At 63.8% G+C, this 16,396-nt stretch carries 15 protein-coding genes; 6 read left to right on the forward strand and 9 right to left on the reverse strand.

The window, feature by feature from the left end; genetic code table 11:
- Positions 1 to 7: 7 nt before the first annotated feature.
- The 7 genes from Q1M07_RS04450 to fliF all read right to left on the reverse strand — a co-directional run bounded on the left by Q1M07_RS04450 (position 8) and on the right by fliF (position 7,243).
- Complete coding sequence (locus tag Q1M07_RS04450; protein ID WP_300451284.1) at positions 8 to 556, reverse strand: flagellar basal body-associated FliL family protein; 549 nt, start codon at positions 554 to 556, stop codon at positions 8 to 10.
- A gap of 92 nt (positions 557 to 648) precedes the next feature.
- A complete protein-coding gene (locus Q1M07_RS04455) occupies positions 649 to 1,785 on the reverse strand; it encodes a flagellar hook-length control protein FliK (protein WP_300451286.1) in 1,137 nt (378 codons plus the stop codon).
- 59 nt (positions 1,786 to 1,844) lie between these two features.
- Positions 1,845 to 2,291 carry a flagellar export protein FliJ gene (gene fliJ / locus Q1M07_RS04460; RefSeq protein ID WP_300451288.1) on the reverse strand — a complete coding sequence of 149 codons (447 nt, stop codon included), beginning with the start codon at positions 2,289 to 2,291 and terminating at the stop codon, positions 1,845 to 1,847.
- Positions 2,292 to 2,346: 55 nt separating this feature from the next.
- Positions 2,347 to 3,765, reverse strand: coding sequence for a flagellar protein export ATPase FliI (fliI, locus tag Q1M07_RS04465; RefSeq protein ID WP_300451294.1), 1,419 nt, complete (start codon positions 3,763 to 3,765; stop codon positions 2,347 to 2,349).
- Positions 3,762 to 4,487 carry a flagellar assembly protein FliH gene (locus Q1M07_RS04470; protein WP_300451295.1) on the reverse strand — a complete coding sequence of 242 codons (726 nt, stop codon included), beginning with the start codon at positions 4,485 to 4,487 and terminating at the stop codon, positions 3,762 to 3,764. The genes fliI and Q1M07_RS04470 overlap by 4 nt, the downstream gene beginning before the upstream one ends.
- 13 nt (positions 4,488 to 4,500) lie before the next feature.
- Positions 4,501 to 5,499, reverse strand: a complete 999-nt coding sequence (gene fliG / locus Q1M07_RS04475) for a flagellar motor switch protein FliG (protein ID WP_300451296.1) — start codon at positions 5,497 to 5,499, stop codon at positions 4,501 to 4,503.
- Positions 5,489 to 7,243, reverse strand: a complete 1,755-nt coding sequence (fliF, locus tag Q1M07_RS04480; protein ID WP_300451297.1) for a flagellar basal-body MS-ring/collar protein FliF — start codon at positions 7,241 to 7,243, stop codon at positions 5,489 to 5,491. Before fliF ends, fliG begins: the two co-directional genes overlap by 11 nt.
- Before the next feature lie 104 nt (positions 7,244 to 7,347).
- Here fliF and Q1M07_RS04485 point away from each other — a divergent pair, with 104 nt between their 5' ends.
- The 3 genes from Q1M07_RS04485 to fliE all read left to right on the forward strand — a co-directional run bounded on the left by Q1M07_RS04485 (position 7,348) and on the right by fliE (position 10,301).
- Positions 7,348 to 8,523, forward strand: a complete 1,176-nt coding sequence (locus tag Q1M07_RS04485) for an ATP-binding protein (protein WP_300451298.1) — start codon at positions 7,348 to 7,350, stop codon at positions 8,521 to 8,523.
- Between the two features lie 15 nt (positions 8,524 to 8,538).
- Positions 8,539 to 9,912: a sigma-54 dependent transcriptional regulator gene (locus Q1M07_RS04490; protein WP_300451299.1), complete on the forward strand. Its 1,374-nt coding sequence runs from the start codon at positions 8,539 to 8,541 to the stop codon at positions 9,910 to 9,912.
- Between the two features lie 65 nt (positions 9,913 to 9,977).
- Positions 9,978 to 10,301, forward strand: a complete 324-nt coding sequence (gene fliE, locus Q1M07_RS04495; RefSeq protein WP_300451300.1) for a flagellar hook-basal body complex protein FliE — start codon at positions 9,978 to 9,980, stop codon at positions 10,299 to 10,301.
- A gap of 7 nt (positions 10,302 to 10,308) precedes the next feature.
- Here fliE and Q1M07_RS04500 read toward each other — a convergent pair whose 3' ends face one another.
- The gene (locus tag Q1M07_RS04500; RefSeq protein WP_300451301.1) at positions 10,309 to 10,626 is read right to left on the reverse strand and encodes a hypothetical protein; all 318 of its coding nucleotides are present in this window, start codon (positions 10,624 to 10,626) and stop codon (positions 10,309 to 10,311) included.
- A gap of 58 nt (positions 10,627 to 10,684) precedes the next feature.
- Positions 10,685 to 11,506 carry an SAM-dependent methyltransferase gene (locus Q1M07_RS04505; RefSeq protein WP_300451302.1) on the reverse strand — a complete coding sequence of 274 codons (822 nt, stop codon included), beginning with the start codon at positions 11,504 to 11,506 and terminating at the stop codon, positions 10,685 to 10,687.
- Positions 11,507 to 11,639: 133 nt separating this feature from the next.
- Between Q1M07_RS04505 and ylqF the strand changes: the two genes are divergently transcribed.
- Genes ylqF through Q1M07_RS04520 form a run of 3 tightly spaced genes read left to right on the forward strand, consistent with a single transcriptional unit; the run spans position 11,640 to position 16,167 of the window.
- The gene (gene ylqF, locus Q1M07_RS04510; protein ID WP_300451303.1) at positions 11,640 to 12,524 is read left to right on the forward strand and encodes a ribosome biogenesis GTPase YlqF; all 885 of its coding nucleotides are present in this window, start codon (positions 11,640 to 11,642) and stop codon (positions 12,522 to 12,524) included.
- 32 nt (positions 12,525 to 12,556) lie between these two features.
- Entirely contained in the window at positions 12,557 to 13,459 is a 903-nt protein-coding gene (locus Q1M07_RS04515; protein WP_300451478.1) for an acyltransferase, read from the forward strand.
- Positions 13,456 to 16,167 (forward strand): LuxR C-terminal-related transcriptional regulator, encoded by a 2,712-nt coding sequence (locus Q1M07_RS04520; protein ID WP_300451304.1) that lies wholly within the window; start codon positions 13,456 to 13,458, stop codon positions 16,165 to 16,167. Before Q1M07_RS04515 ends, Q1M07_RS04520 begins: the two co-directional genes overlap by 4 nt.
- Positions 16,168 to 16,396 lie beyond the last annotated feature (229 nt).

A 16,396-nucleotide genomic window follows, 5' to 3' on the forward strand; every position in this document is an offset into this window, starting at 1 on the left:
GCTTATCTTACTGAATGATGAACGACGTGAACAGTACTTCCTTGACGGGTCCGTCACGTTTGCTCGCCTTGCCGGCCGGATCGAGAATACCGTTGATCTGCTCCTTGATCTCGAGCGCCAAGGTCTCCTTGCCCTCCTTGGTGATCAACTGCGACGCCTTCTTGCTCGACAAGAGCAAGGTCAGGTCGTTGCGTAGCTTAGGGGTATACATTTTGAGCAGGTCACCGACCTGGGAGTCCTGGACCTCGAGCGAGAAGACCAACTGCAGAAACTGGTCGCCGTTGTCGGGCGCGAGATTGACGGTGAAAGCGTCGATGGCGACATAGATCGGCACCTCGCGCTCGGCTTTCTTCTTCTTGTTCGGCTTGGCTTTTTCCACGGCGACTTCGCCTTCGTCGTCCGCCTCCGGGCTGTGTCGCAACAGTACGAAGGTGGCGACCCCTCCGAGTCCGAGCACGAGCACCACCACCGCGATGATGATGATCAGCAGCTTCTTGCTGCGCTTCGGTGGCGCGACTTCGGCGCCTTCAGTGGCGGGCTTCGTATCCTTGGCCATGCGGCACTTTTCTCCCTGTCTCTTTTCGCTCGGTCGTGACGTTCAAAGCCGGCAGACGTTCGGTTTGGCCAAGTGGGCGAGCCACATCTAGATCAAGCGAAGGTGTCGACCAGTGAACGACCGTGTGGCATGCTCGAGAACTGCCCCGGCGCGCCGCTCAGCGATCCGGCCCCAAGTATAGCCGCATCGGCCAATGCGCGGGGTTCCGGCGACGGCTTTGGCTGGCTCTGCGCCTGTTGCCGGAACGACTCGCTACCGACACTGACCTGGCCCAGATCGATGCCCGCGCTGGCGAACATTTCACGCAGCCGCGGCAACGCCGCTTCGATGCTTCCTCTCACCTCGGCGTTGGCCGAGCTGAAGTGCGCGTTGGCGTTGCCCTTGTCCACGTTGACGGTGACTTCTATGGCTCCAAGTTGTGGCGGATTGAGGGTCAGTTGCGCAGTCTGCTTCTCGTTGCCGACGAACCACAACACCTTCTGACCAAAATCCGTGGCCCAGGACGCGTCGCGCAGCGGTGTCGGAAGGTCGACGATTGTGTCGGCGGGACGCGTCGCGCCCGAGGGCAGGTGGATGGGCGGCAAGGTCGCGAGAGTCGTCGGGCTGACGGCCGGTGCGACAAGGTCCGGCGCGTGTGGCGACATGGTCGGGGCGGCTTGCTCGGCTGTCGAGCCAGTGAAAGTGGCCACGGCAAATCTTGCCGGCGCTTCTCCGGGATCGGGCGTTGCCGACGGCGACGCCTGCCGCTCGTTGCCGCCGGCCGCCCGCGGGTCGACCGGCGCGGCGCTCAGTCGGATCGTGGCTTTTGCCGGCGACGCTTCGGCGCGCGCCTGTTCCGGTGGGGCGACGACTGGTTTTCCGTCGGCGGCTGGCAGGCCAGCCGGTTGCACTGGCGGATTCCAGCCAAGCGCGACCGGAAGAAGCACTACGCCATCCGGAAGAGTGACCTCGCCTGCGTCGGCCTCGCCGTCGACAGCTTTCTCGTTTGCCGGTGGCGCCTGATCGGTGGTGGCCGGCAGCGCGAACGAAAGCGGCGCCACCTGCGCGCTTCGGCTCGTGTCGGCCGGTAACGACGGCGCACCCGAAGCCATCGGCAGACCGAGAAGGATGCTCGCAAAGTCGCCACCAGCGGCGGCGACGGCCGTTGTCAGTAGTTCGTCACCCGTGCCGGCGTTGGTTCTACTGATGGTCGGTGCTCGGGCGAAGCTTGAAACGACGGCAATGCTCATGATCTTTCCTCTTCGGCAGGCGGATGCCCGATTGAAGCAAGTCCCGCGCCAGATGCCGGTCAAGTTCCTGGGTCGTCTTCCTTGCCACGGCTCGCAAATTCATCCTGTGCTTTTTGTTCTTGTCGGAGTTCGGACCTCGCTTCACTGGCGCGATGCCGTTGTGAGAGCGCATCAAAGGCTTGCAGACGGCTCCGCTGCTGTTGCCATGCCGCTTGGCCGGCGGCAGTGCGGCTCTCTTGCTGACGGACCGCCTCGCTTTGCTGGTCGACCGCCTGGTCGAGGCGGTTCATGAATTCCTGATAGTTGCGCCATTCCGGTTGTCCCAATCCCTGTTGCGCCGCCTGGCGAAAGCGCAGCGCGTATTCGTCCCGATACTGGCGCAGAAGCGCCAGCTTGTTGCGCGCGTCACGCTCGGCGGCCAGCAGGCGGGCGAGACGTTGCGTCGCCTCGTCGGCGCGACTCTGCATCAGCTCGAGCACGGTTTGCAGGGAGAAGGGTCGGGTCACGGCGAACTCGTCAGAACGTCGGACGGCTTTCTTGCTCTAGCTTGCGCACGGCATTTCAGCCAGTGTTTCCGAACAGCGCTTGCAACTGCGCGACGCTGCTGCCGAAGTTTGCTGGTTGGCCCAGGCTTTGCTGCAGGAAGGCTTCGAACTGCGGATAGATGGCGATGGCCTGGTCGAGCTGCGGGTCGGATCCGGCCGCGTAGGCTCCGACGCTGATCAGATCGCGTGAACGTTGGTAGCGCGAAAACAAGCGCTTGAAGCGTCGGATCTGTTCGAGATGCGTCGGGGTGACCAGGTTGACCATGGCGCGTGAAATCGATTGCTCGATGTCGATGGCCGGATAGTGTCCGGCATCGGCCAGGGTGCGCGAAAGGACGATGTGACCGTCGAGAATCGCCCGCGCGGAATCGGCGATCGGATCCTGTTGGTCGTCACCCTCGGCGAGGACGGTATAGAAACCGGTGATGGAACCGCCGCCATCGGCGCCGTTTCCGGCGCGCTCGACCAATTGTGGCAGGCGTGCGAAAACCGACGGCGGGTAGCCGCGGGTGACCGGCGGTTCGCCGATCGCCAGGGCAATCTCGCGCTGTGCCATGGCATAGCGTGTCAGCGAGTCCATGATCAACAGCACGTGTCGTCCCCGGTCGCGGAAATATTCGGCGACGGCGGTCGCGTAGGCGGCGCCTTGCAGGCGCATCAAGGGGCTGACGTCAGCCGGTGCAGCAATGACCACGGCCCGACGAAGGCCTTCCTCGCCCAGGATTTGCTCAATGAATTCCTTGACCTCACGGCCGCGTTCGCCGATCAGGCCAACGACGATCACTTCCGCCTCGGTGTAGCGCGCCATCATGCCGAGCAGGACGCTTTTGCCCACACCCGAACCGGCAAAGAGTCCCATGCGTTGCCCGCGGCCGACGCAGAGCAGGGCATTGATGGCGCGCACTCCGACATCGAGCGCCTGATCGATCGGCGACCGGGACATCGGGTTGATCGGCCGGCTTTGCAGCGGCCGCAGCGATTTGGCATGCAGCGGGCCGAGCCGGTCGAGCGGCCGTCCGGCTCCGTCGAGGACACGACCGAGGAGCGACTCGCCGACCGGAACCAGCTTCGCACGGTCGATAGAGCGCCGACGTGCCGGTGGCGGACGACCGATCCGCGGCGGCGGGTTGCGCGTCTCGAGTGCGACCACCCGAGCTCCCGGTGACAATCCGTAAACGTCTTCCGATGGCATCAGGAAGAGCCGCTCGCCGTTGAAGCCGACCACCTCCGCCTCGACCGGCGAGCCGCCTAACGGTGTGATACGGCACGAACTGCCAAGCGGCAACTTGAGTCCGGAAGCCTCCATCACCAATCCGTTGATGCGTGTCAGGTGGCCGCTCGGGAGCAGCGAATTGATCTGGCCGGCGGCTCGACAGCAACCTTCCAGGAAGTGCCGCCAGTCGGCGAGATGCGGGTTCTCGGCGCTCGCACTCATCGCGCCGCTTCCCGACTGTCCAGGTCGGCGGTTTTCAGCCACTCGTCGCTGACACCGATCGCTTCGATGACACGTCGCCAGCGTGTCTCGAGGGTCGCGTCGACTTCGCTGGCGCCGAGTTCGACGCGACAGCCGCCGGGCGACAATCCGTCATCTTCGGCGATTCGCCAGTTGTTGTGCGACAGTTGATCGCCGAGGTGGCGGCGTACGAGCGCGGCATCGTCGGGGTGAACGAACAGCATCGGCTGCCCATGATGGGCGTGCAATACGGCAATCGCTTCCCTGACCACCGGCAGGAGCAAGTCCGGCTGCACGCGCAGACTCTGCCGCAACACCTGCTGGGCAATCTCGATTGCCAAGGCAAGCAACTGGTCGGCGACGCCTTGATCGATCGTCGCCAGGGCCTGCTGGAGATTGTTCAACAAGGTCGCCAGGCGGGATGCCATGGCCTGCGCGGCGGCGCTGCCTTCCTGATAGCCCGTGGCATAGCCGGCCGCCTGTGCCTCGCGGTGCATACGTTCGATGTCTTCCGCCGTCGGCAAGGCAAGCGGTGGTTCCGGTGGTGGGGCCGCTTGTTCCGGCAGAACGTCGACGGGGGCTGCGGCCGGCGGCGGGGCAGCGGTAACGTGGGGTGGTTTTACGGCGCTCTTCTTTTCGTCGAAGGCGGCCAGCTCCCAGCGTTGATAGGCGGTCAGCTTTTCTTTGGGGATCCAGTTGGTCATGGCCTGGCTGTAGTCAAATCATTTCCTCGCCACCCGCGCCGCCGATTACGATCTGGCCCTCGTCGGCAAGGCGACGAACGATCTTGAGAATTTCCTTCTGCTCGGCTTCGACCTCGGAAAGGCGTACGGGACCACGCGAATCCAGGTCCTCACGAAGCATTTCCGAGGCGCGCTGCGACATGTTGCGGAAAATCTTTTCGCGCAGCGGCTCGGTGGCGCCCTTCATGGCCAGGATCAGGGACTCGGACTGGATCTCGCGCAGCAGGAGTTGGATCGCCCGATCGTCGAGATCGAGAAGGTTCTCGAAGACGAACATCTCGTCGAGGATCTTTTGTGCCAAGTCGGGATCGTATTCGCGGATCGAGTCGAGGATCGCAGTTTCGTTGGCGCTGCCCATGAAGTTCAGGATTTCGGCGACCGCTCCGGCCCCTCCTTTGGCGGCCTGTTTCATGCTTGCCGAACCCGAGAGCAGGCGAAGCATGACGTCGTTCAGTTCTCTCAGCGCTTCCGGCTGAATGCCTTCGAGGGTTGCGATGCGCAGTACGACATCGTTGCGCAGACGCTCGGTGAACTGGTTGAGTATGTCCCCGGCGTGATCATGTTCGAGGTGGACGAGAATCGTCGCGATGATTTGGGGGTGCTCGTTCTTGATCAGCTCGGCGACCGTCGGCGCATCCATCCACTTGAGGCCTTCAATGCCCTTGGTTTCGCCAGGTTGCAGGATGCGCGAGATCAGGTTGGACGCCTTGTCGTCGCCCAGCGCCTTGGTGAGAACCGAACGGACGTAGGCGTCGGTATCGACGTGTACCGCGGCCGATTCTTCGGCCGATTTGTGGAAATCGGCCAGCACTTCTTCGACACGGGTGCGCGGCACCGACTTCAGGCCGGCCATCGCCAGGCCGAGCTTCTGCACTTCCTTCGGGCCGAGGTGCTTGAGCACCTCGGCCGCATAATCCTCGCCGAGACTGAGCAGCAAGATGGCGCTCTTTTCGATGCCGTCCTCAGCCGCCACCGCCGCCCGTCCATTCCTTGATGATGTTGGCTACGAGTTGCGGATCACGCTGGGTCAGTTCGCGCGCCGCAGCGATCCGCTTGTCCAGCAACTCGGTGGGTGATGGCCGGTGCTCTCGTTCCTCACCCTCGCCTTCCTCGCCGGCGTGGATGTCGATCGTGCCGCCGATTCCTCCCGCGGCGGTGGCCGGGCGCTCGAGCATCGTCTTGAGCAGCGGGCGTACGACACCCAGCAGCAGATAGGCGATGAGACCGGCGATCACGCCGTACTTGACCAAGTCTTTGGTCAGCGAAACGGTCTCCGGATCGCGCCATGGTGGCAGGCTGTCCTCTTTCTCGATCGCCGTGAAGGGGGCGTTGGCGACCGAAATCGTGTCGCCGCGCTCCTTGCTGAAACCCATCGCCTCTTTGACGAGATCGCTGATTTGCTTCAATTCGGTGTCCGGCAACGGTTTGCTGACCAGTTTGCCGTCCTTGGCGACTTCCTTGCGCTGGTTGATCACCACAGCGGCAGACAGGCGCTTGACTGTCCCCACGGATTGCCGGACGTGCCGGATGGTCTTGTCGAGCTCGTAGTTGATCGTCGCGTTCTTGCTCGTATTGATCGGTTGGCCGACACTGGCGATCGGCGCCTGCACGCCGGCGGCGTTGATCTGCCCCGGCAGCGGCGCGGCCGCGGCCGCGGCCGCGCCGGCCGGGCCGCTGCCGGGAACGGGCGGTTGGGTCAGCGGCGCGGTGGCCGGTACGGGCGGCTGATTGGTCAGTGCGCCGGGTACTCCTTGCGCCGTCGGGTTGGTGCTCGCCGTCTCGCTGGTCTGCTGGCTGCGAATCGCGATGTCGGGTGGCGTCGTGTTGGGTCGATGCGTTTCCGCCGTCTGCTCGCTTTGCGAAAAATCGATATCGGCAGCGATCTGCACGCGTGCGTTTCCGGGACCGACGATCGGCGCCAGAATGTCTTCGACGCGCTTGATGATACTCGCTTCGACCTGCTGAATGTACTTCACCTGTGTCGGGTCGAGGCCGGCTTCGAGCAGTTTGCTCTTCATCTGGGACAGTAGTGCGCCACTCTGGTCGAGCAAGGTGACGCTGGCTGGAGAGAGCTGCGGCACGCTGGCGGCGACTAGGTTCTGAATCCCGGCGATCTGCGGCGGATCGAGCGAGCGTCCCGGGTAAAGATTGAGCAGCACCGAGGCCGATGGCTTCAGTTCTTCGCGCATGAAAACGCTCGGCTTGGGGATCGCCAGATGGACGCGCGCCGCCTGTACGGCGGCGATCGACTGGATCGTGCGAGAGAGCTCGCCTTCCAGCCCGCGCTGATAATTCACCTGTTCGGCAAACTGGCTGATACCGAACTTTTGACTCTCCATCAGTTCGAAGCCGACGGCGCCGCCTCTTGGCAAACCCTGCGCGGCGAGACGTAGGCGGACGTCGTGGACCCGGCTGGCGGGGACCAGGATGGCGCTGCCCGAGTCGCTGAAGCGGTAGGGAACGTTCATCTGCTCGAGCGCCGCGATGATCGCGCCACCGTCGCGCTCGCCGATATTGGAGAAGAGGATCTTGTACTCGCTTTGTCGGAGCATCATGCCGCCGACCACCAGCAAGGCCACGACGGCGGCGACGGATACCATCAGCAGGACCTTCTGCCGGTTGCTCAGTCGCGCCAGCGCCTCGCGCGCGCGATCGAGCGGATTGCCCGCGCCTGTCGTTTCTGTCGTCCCGGTGGTTCCGATTCCCGCTGCCGCCATACTCGCGATTCGTGACAATCCTGCGATAGGACAGGAAAAAAGCAAAAAAAAGCCGATAATTGCTTGACTATTGTAGCGGTTAACGGGGGCGGACTTTCCATCGCATGAGCGAAGTCACACAAATGCCTGGCTCGGAACGCCAGGCGCAGGATCTACAACGCGCTTTCGATGTGTTCAACCAGGTGTCTCTGGCCCTCACCGAGTCCTACCAGGGCTTGCAGGGCCGGGTCGAGTCGCTGACCACCGAACTGGCGGTGGCCAACGGCGAACTGCGTCGCCAGTACGAAGCCAAGGAAGCGCTTTCAGAGCGACTCTCGTTGTTGCTCAACGCGCTGCCCGCGGGGGTCGTGGTGCTCGACAGCGCGGCCGTCGTCAGCGAGGCGAATCCAGCGGCACGGCGGATGTTCGGCCAGTCCCTCGTCGGCGAACCCTGGCCGAATCTGGCTCAGGCGAGGCTGGTGGCGACCGAGGCGCCGGACGAATGGCAGCTCGAAGCGCGGCGGCTGTCGATCGTCGAGAGTCCGCTCGATTCGGCCGGCGGGCGAATCCTTCTGATGCACGACGTCACCGCAGCGCACAGCCTGAAAACGGAACTGGAGCGCAATCAACGCTTGGTCGCCATGGGCGAGATGGCGGCGTCGCTGGCGCACCAGTTGCGCACGCCGTTGGCCACCGCCTTGCTCTACAGCGCCAATCTTGGCCAGCCGGAGTTGGCCGACGCGGCGCGCATCCGTTTTGCCGGCAAGGCCATCGCCCAACTCAGACGGCTCGAGCGCCTGATTCAGGAGGTCCTGCTGTTCGCTCGCGGCGAACGCCTCGGTCGCGACGCGGTGGCCGTCCGTCTACTGCTGGCCGACGCCCTGCAGGCCGTCGAGCCTTTGTTCGCTGAGCGGCGGGTCGGTCTCCGGGTGATCAGCGAGGCTGATAACAGGATCATTACCGGCAGCCGAAAGGCATTGGCCGGCGCCTTGGTGAATTTGCTCGAGAATGCCTTGCAGGCCTGTACGGCGGGTGGGCTGGTAAGCGTCGCGGCGCGCGTCGTCGATGGGCAGGTGCACATTGGTGTGCGCGACAGCGGGTCCGGAATTGCCCCCGAGATTCAGGCACGCGTCTTCGAGCCGTTTTTTACGACACGCGGCCAAGGGACCGGGCTTGGCCTGGCCATTGCCCTCGGCGTCGCGCGCGCCCACGGAGGGACGATTAAAGTCAGTTCAGTTCCGCACAGCGGGTCGGAGTTCGTCATCATGCTGCCTGTCGACGCGACGGCGGTGGATCACTGAGGAAGTGCTGATTTTATGACATACGGAATGCCGATACTGGTGGTCGAAGATGACGCGGCGTTGCGCGAGGCCGTATGCGATACCCTGGAACTGGCCGGGCAGGCGGTCATCGCGGCGGCGGGTGGCGACGAGGCGCTTCAGGTGCTGGCGGGACAGGCAGTTTCGCTGGTGGTCAGCGATGTGCGCATGCTGCCGATCGACGGCATCACGTTGCTGAAGGAGATTCGCACGCGCTTCCCGCACCTGCCGGTGGTTCTGATGACGGCCTTTGCCGACGTCGACCGGGCAGTGGAAGCGATGCGGGCTGGCGCCTGCGATTTCTTGCTCAAGCCCTTCGAGCCGAAGGCGCTGCTTGATCATGTGCAGCGTTACCGCTTGCCGGAGGTACTCGACGATGAGCGGGTGGTGGCCGGTGATCCGGTCAGTCGCAACCTCTTTGCCCTCGCCAGGCGGGTGGCGCAGAGCGACACGACGGTCCTCCTGACCGGCGAAAGTGGTGTTGGCAAGGAAGTCGTGGCGCGCTTCATCCACCAGCATTCGGCCCGGCGGAAAGGACCGTTTGTCGCCATCAACTGTGCGGCGATTCCGGACAGCCTTCTCGAGGCGACGCTCTTCGGGCATGAAAAGGGCGCCTTCAGCGGTGCCCAGCACGCGCAGGTGGGCAAGTTCGAGCAGGCCCAGAACGGTACCCTGCTGCTCGACGAGATCACCGAGATGCCTCTCGCTCTGCAGGCCAAGCTGCTGCGCGTGCTGCAGGAGCGCGAGGTCGAGCGGGTCGGCGGCCAGAAGCCGGTGGCGCTTAACATCCGCGTGGTGGCGACATCCAATAGGGACATGGCCGACGCGGTCGCGAAAGGGCTTTTTCGCGAGGATCTGTTCTATCGGCTGAATGTCTTCCCTTTGCTGATTCCAGCCTTGCGACAGCGAAGCCAGGACATCATTCCTCTGGCTCGCCACCTCTTGGCCGAGCACGGCGGCCGCGCCGGTCGTCCGGGCTTGTGCCTGTCCGCTGCCGCCGAGGAGGCGCTGCAGAAATACCACTGGCCGGGCAACGTCCGCGAGCTGGAAAACGTCATGCAGCGAGCCGTCATTCTGGCGGCGGGCGGTATGGTCGATCTGGATTCCTTGCATCTGACAGCCGCCATCGTTGCCGATTCGCCGGTCGAGCCGCCGCCGGAGAGAAGCGCCGTCGGCGGGCCGGTGCCCGGGGTGCGGACGGAGAGTCCGAAAACCGACAAGATGAGGGAAGTCGAGCGCGAGCATATCCTGGAAACGCTGGCCGCTGTCGGCGGATCACGCAGATTGGCTGGCGAGCGGCTTGGGATGCCGGAGAGAACCTTGCGCCACAAATTGCGGCAGTATCGCCTGGAGGGCTTTTTGAAAGACTGATCGCCGATTGGCCGTCCTGGGGCACGTTTTTTGCTTAGCTTGTCAGACAGCGTTTGGAGAAACGAATGGACACCAAAGGTATTGACCAGATGTTGAGCATGCTGCGCGCCACATCGGCCGCGGCGGGAAGTCGTTCTGCCGAGCCGGCCAGCGCCCCGGCGGCCTCTACGGACTTCGCGCAGGTACTCCAGAATTCGATTGCGGCCGTCAGCCAGACGCAGCAGCAGGCGCAGGCGATGGCGGCAAATTTTGCCGCCGGCAACGGCGGCGAGAATCTGCACGACGTGATGATTGCCTTGCAGAAAGCGAACATCTCCTTCCAGGAAATGGTGCAGGTCCGCAACAAGCTTGTTTCGGCTTACAACGACGTGATGAATATGCAGGTCTAGGGTGCTGTCAGGCGATGCGTGCGGTGCCCCACGCCAGGCCGCCGTATATCGCGAGCAGCGATCCGACGAGCAAGGTCAGGCAGATCGCGTAGTAGGTCTTCGGGTTGTCGTCGCGGTCGGCCAGTGCCAGGATGTGCAGGGCGCCCCAGGCGACGGCCAGTCCGGCGAGCAGCGGTATGGCGAGCACCTGCATCTCGATGCCGTTGAGCGACAGCAGGCGGCTCTCGCGCCAGGGGACGGCGAGAAATACTCCGAAGGTCCAGAACAGGGCGGTGCTGCCGCCGGCGCAGAGCACCGCGACGACGCGGGTTATCCATTTTTCCATCGACGGTTCCGGTTCGTAGACGGCCGAGTCAAAGGCGAAGGCGCATGGCGTTGGCCGGTCAATAGATGAAGCGATCGTGCAGTTCTTCGAGATTCAGCGCCGACAAGATCTCCTCCAGGCGCGCCATCGCGTCGCCGCGTCGCTCCTTGCCGCGCCGGGCAATGATCAGCTCATTCTTGAGCGAGTGCTCCCAGCCGACGAGTTCAGTGACCGTCAGTTGATAACCCTGCGCTTCGAGTTGCAGACAGCGCAAGGCATTGGTCACCTGGCTGCCGAATTCGCGGGTGTGGATGGGATGGCGCCAAAGTTCGGCGAGCGGTGTTCTGGCCAGCGAGACATTCTTGTTGCGGCGCAGCAGGGCGGCGACCTCAGCCTGGCAGCAGGGGACCAGGACGATGAAACGTGCCTGCTTGTGAAGCGCGAAGCGAATCGCATCGTCGGTGGCGGTGTCGCAAGCGTGCAGTGCGGTCACGATGTCGAAGCTTGCCGGTAAGTCCGGCGTGTCGATCGCCGCGCTGACGCGCAGATCGAGGAAGGTCATGCGCGCGAAAGCGAGTCGCTCGGCCAGACGGCGTGCCCGTTCGACGAGGTCGGCACGCGCCTCGATACCGTAGATGTGCCCCTGGCTCCTCGCCTTGAAGAACAGGTCGTAGAGCAGGAAGCCGAGGTAGGACTTGCCGGCGCCGTGATCGGCCAGCGTCAGTCCGGCGCCGTCGGTGAGGAGTTCGACGAGCAGCGGCTCGATGAACTGGAACAGATGGTAGACCTGCTTCAGCTTGCGTCGGCTGTCTTGGTTCAGTTTGCCGTCGCGTGTCAGGATGTGCAGTTCCTGGAGCAGTTCGATCGACTGCCCAGGCCTGATTTCGGGGATGGCCGGCAAGAGGTTCCTGATTCGGATGTGTGAAGGAGCGACATTCTAGCGCTTTGCGGCTTGTCCCGAGCCTGGCAAAAATCGGCCGGCCGGGGCCAAGCGGTGGGATAATTCCCGGATCTCCAACAAGTTGCAATAGTCCATGGCCATCCAGTGGTACCCCGGTCACATGAACTCGGCGCGCAAGAAGGCCGCCGAAACGATGGCGTCGATCGATGTGGTCATCGAAGTGGTGGACGCGCGCTTGCCGGAGGCGAGCACCAACCCGATGATTCGCGAACTGCGGCTGCAACGTCAGCGCCCGTGCCTCAAAGTGCTCAACAAGGCCGATCTGGCCGATCCGCTGGTCACCCAGGCGTGGATCGACTATTACCAGCGTCAGGCCGACGTGCGTCCGGTTGCGCTATCCTGCCGGAGGCTTGGTGACGTGGCGCGTCTGCCGGCTTTGTGCCAGCCCCTGGCGCCACACCGCAAGGACAATGGCAAACCCTTGCGGATGCTGATCATGGGCATTCCGAACGTCGGCAAGTCAACCCTGATGAATGCCCTGCTCAAGCGCCGGCTGGCCAAGGTCGGCGACGAACCGGCGGTGACCAAATCGCAGCAGACTTCGCAACTCGACATCCGCCATTGGTTGACGGATACGCCTGGTCTGCTCTGGCCGAAGATTGAATACCCTAGTGATGGCCTGATGCTGGCGGCTAGTAATGCCATCGGCCGCAATGCGATCGTCTACGAAGAGGTGGGGACTTTTCTGGCCGATCTGCTGCTGGCGCGTTATCCGCTCCTCGTCTCCGGCCGCTACGGATTTCCGGTGGAAGCGGCGGCCCATTTCGACGCCGTCAAACTCATCGAAACCATCGCTCAGCGCCGCGGCTTGCGTAGGCGTGGCGGTGACGCGGATTTCGAGAAGGCCGCCAAGACCTTGCTGCAGGACTATCGCGACGGCGCGCTCGGCCGCATCAGCCTGGAGACGCCGGGGACACGCAGCGCGATGTTGGCCAGCTTGCCCGCGACGACCTGTTGAATCATCGCGCCAGTCGTTACGACATCTCGCCCATGCTCGCTTTCCTGCCTGCCCCGCTAATCGGTCTGATCGCCTCGCTGCTGCTCGGACTGAATAGCCTGTTCTGGGTACCGCTCCTGTTGCTGGTCGCCTTGTTCAAGCTCGTCCTGCCCTTGCACGCCGTTCGCCTGCGTCTCGATCCGATTCTGATCCGGATTGCGGAAGCGTGGATAGGGTGCAACAGTGCCTGGATGGCGCTGACCCAGAACGCGGTGTGGGATGTGCAAGGCATCGCCGGACTGGACGCCCGTGGCTGGTATCTCGTCAACTGCAATCATCAGACCTGGGCCGACATTCTAGTGCTCCAGCACTTGCTGACGCGCCGCATTCCGCTGCTCAAGTTCTTTCTCAAGGAGCAACTGCTGTGGGTGCCGGTGATGGGTCTTGCCTGGTGGGCACTCGATTTTCCCTTCATGCGCCGGCACAGTGAAGAAGTGCTCAGCCAGCACCCGGAGCTGCGCGCCAAAGACCAGGACGCGACGCGCCGCGCTTGCCAGAGGTTCGCGCTGCTGCCGACCAGCGTCGTGAACTTCTGCGAAGGGACTCGTTTCACGTCAGTCAAACATCAGCGTCAGCAGTCGCCGTATCGCTACCTGCTGAAGCCCAAGGCCGGTGGGATTGCTCTGGCGCTCAATGTGATGGGTGACAAGTTCCGGGCGATTCTCGACGTCACCATCGTCTATCCTGACGGCGCGCCCGACTTCTGGGCGTTCCTGAGTGGCCGGATGAAGCGCGTGCGGGTTCGTGTGCAGGCGCTGCCGGTGCCGATCGATCTGGCGAAAGCTGACTACGCGGGTGACCCGGCGGTTCGCGAGGCGTTTCAGAAGTGGATTCAAAGCCTCTGGCGCGACAAGGATGAACAGATTGCCCGCTTGCTCGAAAGGTCTGCACGATGAGTGTCGGGCTGGCAGCACACACCGTCCAGATCGTCTTCAGCAAGCTGCGGCCTCCGCCGCTGGTCGCGGACTATTTCCCACGCAGTGAATTGCTGCGGCGGCTCGAGGTCGGCTGCGAATTGCCACTGACCGTCCTGTCGGCGCCGGCCGGTTATGGCAAGACTTCGCTCGCCGCCTGCTGGCTCGAGGGCCGCGAAGGGCCGGCCGCTTGGCTGTCGCTCGACGACGACGATGGCGAACTGATCGCTTTCGCAAGCTATTTCGTCGCCGCTGTGCACAGTGCGTTTCCCGATGCCTGCGCCGAGACGGTGCGCTACCTGAATTCCGGTCAACCCTGCTCGCCGACCATTCTTGCCGGCCGTCTGAGCAACGATCTCGATGCCTTGCCAGTGCCCTTGGTGCTGGTTCTCGACAACTATCAGCGCGTCGACTCGACGCCGGTGCAAACCTTGCTGGATCGTTTGCTGGCTCACTCGTCGGACGGCTTGCGGCTGGTGATCGTCACCCGCCGTACGCCGCAGTTGTGTCTCAGCGCGCTGCGCGTAGGCGGCGCCTTGGCCGAGATCGGCACGGCGGACCTGCAGTTCTCCGAACGCGAAAGCGCCATGCTGGTCGAACGCTGCGTTGGACACGTGATGGTGGCGACAACGCTTGCCCGGTTGCAGGAGACTACGGAAGGTTGGCCGGTCGGTGTTCGACTGGCGGCGCTAGCGATGCGCAACGGCGGGGGAGGCGACGATGTGGACCTCGTCTGCCGAGGCGACTTGCCGCAAGTTCAGCAATATTTCTTTGAAGAACTGTTTGCCCAACAGGTGCCGGAGGCGATTGACGGTCTGCTGCGTACCTCGATCTTGGAGCGCTTCTGCGCGCCTCTCTGTGATGTCATGCTCGCGACCGGAGAGGCGCCGGGCGGCGCCGCCGGAAGCCAGCCGTTGCTGCAGGCCGTGTCGAGCGGCGCCCTGCTGTGCAGCGCGATCGGTGACGACGGCGAGTGGTATCGCTATCATCGGATGTTTCGCGAATTCCTCCTGTGCCAACTCAAACTGCGCCTGGGACCCGGCGAGATTGCGGAATTGCACCGGCGGGCGGCCGATTGGCTGGAAACGCGGGGTTGCCTGGAAGAGGCCATCCCGCACGCGCTTGCCGGTGGCGGCGCGGCGGTAGCCGGGCGTCTGTTGGCGCGCCATCGCCACGTCTTGGTAAGCCGCGAACAGCGTTACCGGCTCGATCGCTGCCTGCGGCGGCTGCCGCCCGACATTGTCGAGAACGACGCGGAACTGCTCGCCCTGAAGTCCTGGCTGATGTATCACCAGGGGCGGCACGTGGAAATTCCGGCAGTCTGCGACCGGATCGAATGGCTGATCGAAAACGGGGTTGGCGGCCTTTCTACCGTAGCCCATGAGGCCCTGTCCGGCCACGTTTTCGCGTTGCGCAGCCTGCAGGCTTACTTCGAAGGCCGGGCCGAGGTCACCGTGGCTTTTGCCGAGCGGGCACTGCGGCTCCTGCCGGTCGCCTGCGTACACGCTCGTGTCACCGCCCAGGCACTTTTGGCCGGGGGGCGGCAACTCGCTGGCGACCTCGACGGCGCTCGCCACGCCATTCAGCAGGCCCTGGTGCAGGCCACCGGGCCGATCGACGCCTGCCAGGCGCCACTGGTCGCCACCCTTTGCCTGATTGACTGGATGGCGGCCGATCTGTCAGCGTTGCAGTGGACCGCCAACCAGTACTACCCGCTACCCGATTCGGGTTTCGGTACCGGCGGCGAGATTGCTCTCGGGCGCTACTTTCTCGGTCTCGTTCAGTACCAGCGGAATGAGCTGGCACTTGCCGAGGCGACGCTGGTGCCGGCAGTCGCGCCGTCGAACGCGCCGCGACTCGGCTATCGTACCGAGATTTCGTACGTCCTGGCCGCCGTTCATCAGGCGCTGGGCCAGGCCGATCGGGCGCGTGAGATCGTCGACCGGGTGTGTGCGCATCTGCAGCAGAACGCCGACTTGCCGGCGCTGTTCCGCGCTCGCGCGTTTCAGGCCGACCTCGCGCTGCGCCAGGGGCGCCTCAACGACGCTGTGGAATGGGCGAGGGGCTTCGACCCCGGGCCTGTCCACTATGTTTATAGGTTCTTCAGCGCGCCGCATCTGACGTTGGCCAAAGTGTGGATTGCCGAGGGTACTGCCGAGGCGCACCAGCAGGCGGGCCGTCTTCTGCAGCTACTGGAGGAGGATCTGGCGTCACGGCACAACGTCCGTTTTCTGGTCGAAGTGCTGGCGCTGCAGGCGTTGCTTCAGCACGCGATGGCGAACGAGGTCGCTGCTACCGACTACCTCGGCCGTGCCGTGGCCTTGGCGCAGCCGGCAGGTCTGATCCGTGTTTTCGTCGATCTAGGTCAGGACCTGGTCAAGCCGTTGAAACGTTTGGACGCTGGCCATGGTCACGCGAGCTACGTTGGGCGGCTTCTCGCCGCGCTCAACGACGACTGGCTGGTGACGGCGGGTCGCCAGCAGGTGGGCGCCGATCTCACCCGGCGCGAGCTGAAAATCCTCAAGCTGCTCGCCGTCCGGCTGAGCAACGTCGAAATCTCGGAGGAGCTGTGTATCTCGCGGGCGACCGTCAAGCGGCATACGCAGAACATCTATCGCAAATTGCGTGCCTCGAGTCGCCGCGAAGCGGTCGTCAGGGCGAGGACGCTCAATCTCCTCGCCGACGGCTGACAGGCCCGCCGCGAACGCTGCCCGGAGCCCCTTTGCCAGCTTGTCCAGGCGGCTCGTCAGTCGGTTTTGACTAAGCAAATTGCCCGCCATTGCAGGGCGCCGAACCGCTTTTCATTGACTTAAGTCAGGCATTCGCCAATTCGGCGAAAAATGGCCCGTTTCATGGCCCTTCCAGGAGTCAATTCCGGCTTCCCGCTTTTCCGCATGGTGGCATAATTGCCCGCTATGC

This window comes from Accumulibacter sp., assembly GCF_029255285.1.
Taxonomy (GTDB): domain Bacteria; phylum Pseudomonadota; class Gammaproteobacteria; order Burkholderiales; family Rhodocyclaceae; genus Accumulibacter.

Bases quoted from the DNA above. Each gene is read 5' to 3' on its own strand.
- Q1M07_RS04450 (WP_300451284.1), bottom strand. From the start codon at position 556: ATGGCCAAGGATACGAAGCCCGCCACTGAAGGCGCCGAAGTCGCGCCA.
- Q1M07_RS04455 (WP_300451286.1), bottom strand. From the start codon at position 1,785: ATGAGCATTGCCGTCGTTTCAAGCTTCGCCCGAGCACCGACCATCAGT.
- fliI (WP_300451294.1), bottom strand. From the start codon at position 3,765: ATGAGTGCGAGCGCCGAGAACCCGCATCTCGCCGACTGGCGGCACTTC.
- Q1M07_RS04470 (WP_300451295.1), bottom strand. From the start codon at position 4,487: ATGACCAACTGGATCCCCAAAGAAAAGCTGACCGCCTATCAACGCTGG.
- fliF (WP_300451297.1), bottom strand. From the start codon at position 7,243: ATGGCGGCAGCGGGAATCGGAACCACCGGGACGACAGAAACGACAGGC.
- Q1M07_RS04485 (WP_300451298.1), top strand. From the start codon at position 7,348: ATGAGCGAAGTCACACAAATGCCTGGCTCGGAACGCCAGGCGCAGGAT.
- Q1M07_RS04490 (WP_300451299.1), top strand. From the start codon at position 8,539: ATGACATACGGAATGCCGATACTGGTGGTCGAAGATGACGCGGCGTTG.
- fliE (WP_300451300.1), top strand. From the start codon at position 9,978: ATGGACACCAAAGGTATTGACCAGATGTTGAGCATGCTGCGCGCCACA.
- Q1M07_RS04500 (WP_300451301.1), bottom strand. From the start codon at position 10,626: ATGGAAAAATGGATAACCCGCGTCGTCGCGGTGCTCTGCGCCGGCGGC.
- ylqF (WP_300451303.1), top strand. From the start codon at position 11,640: ATGGCCATCCAGTGGTACCCCGGTCACATGAACTCGGCGCGCAAGAAG.
- Q1M07_RS04515 (WP_300451478.1), top strand. From the start codon at position 12,557: ATGCTCGCTTTCCTGCCTGCCCCGCTAATCGGTCTGATCGCCTCGCTG.
- Q1M07_RS04520 (WP_300451304.1), top strand. From the start codon at position 13,456: ATGAGTGTCGGGCTGGCAGCACACACCGTCCAGATCGTCTTCAGCAAG.